The sequence below is a fragment of the Sphingomonas sp. SAFR-052 genome (assembly GCF_051965015.1).
Lineage (GTDB): Bacteria > Pseudomonadota > Alphaproteobacteria > Sphingomonadales > Sphingomonadaceae > Sphingomonas.
The window spans coordinates 1-1,144 of the sequence record NZ_JBQCMO010000040.1; the positions used below are offsets into that span (position 1 = coordinate 1).

Below are 1,144 nucleotides of genomic sequence, written 5' to 3' on the forward strand. Positions count from 1 at the left end.
CTAGGTCGCGTGGACAAAATCAGGTCTTGTGTTGGGGCGCGGCTTAAAAGGCGGACGATCGCCCATCAAGATGCCGACCTTCGCGCTCAGGTGGACTGGCAACGCCTGGACCAGCCCAAACATTTCATCGTCAGGTAGCGCTTTGAAGATCAGTACGATCAGGCCATCACCGTCTTTTTCGCTCGCCATGGGAGGATAGCCACGCTCTTTAAGGTAAGCGACGGCAGCAGCCTCGTTCTCTGGCAGAACGCTGAACCTTGTCGGTGTTGGCTTCTCCATTTCGTTTGTTTGCCGCCCATTTGGCGTTCATGCAATTGACGCCGTCTCTCTCCGTTGATTCAAGGCTGTCTTTTGGAGGCAGGTTTGAGTCGGGGCGATCTCACCGAGGCGGAATGGCGCATCCTGAAAGACTTGCTGCCGATCGAGCGCAAGAACCGGAGTCGGGGCCGACCTCCCGAACAGAACCGTTCCATTATCAACGGCATACTCTGGCGGCTGCGATGTGGCGCGCCGTGGCGCGACGTGCCGCCGAAATACGGGAACTGGAACACCATCTATCGCCGGTTCCGTCGATGGAGCGAGGCTGGGGTCTGGGAGATCGTGGGGGTGACGCTGGCCGAGATCATGGCGGATACCGGCCACTACAGCATCGACAGCACCACGGTCCGCGCCCACGTCTCGGCAGCGGGCGGAAAAGGGGGGCTTATCGACGCGCTCTTGGCCGCTCGCGGGGCGGGTTCACCAGTAAGCTTCACTGCCTGGCTGATGCCCTCGGGCGACCGATGGCCTTTCATCTGACCGGTGGCGAAGCGGCAGACTGCAAGGCGTATGATGCCCTGATCGTCTTACCAGAACGCACGCCGGATGCGCTGCTTGCCGACAAGGGCTACGATGCTGACACCATCCGTGCCGACCTTGCGAGGCGCAACATCGAGCCCGTCATCCCCGGCCGCTCAAACCGCCGGGTGCAGATCGACCATGACCGGACGCTCTACAAGCAACGCAACCGCATCGAGCGCATGTTCGGCCACCTCAAGATCAATCGAGCCATCGCCACCCGTTACGATCAGCTGGCCAGCAGCTTCCTGGGCATGGTCCACCTTGCCACCGCCAGATACTGGCTCAAATTCGTCCACGCCGCCTA

1 protein-coding gene and 1 pseudogene are annotated in these 1,144 nt (G+C 60.9%); one reads left to right on the forward strand and one right to left on the reverse strand.

The genetic code is table 11. From position 1 onward, the window contains the following. On the reverse strand, window positions 1-279 hold the full coding sequence (locus tag ACTHQV_RS19255) for a hypothetical protein (protein ID WP_440492328.1): 279 nt from the start codon (window positions 277-279) through the stop codon (window positions 1-3). Window positions 280-411: 132 nt separating this feature from the next. Between ACTHQV_RS19255 and ACTHQV_RS19260 the strand changes: the two are divergent. Next, window positions 412-1,144, forward strand: a pseudogene (locus ACTHQV_RS19260) (IS5 family transposase); the annotation flags it as partial.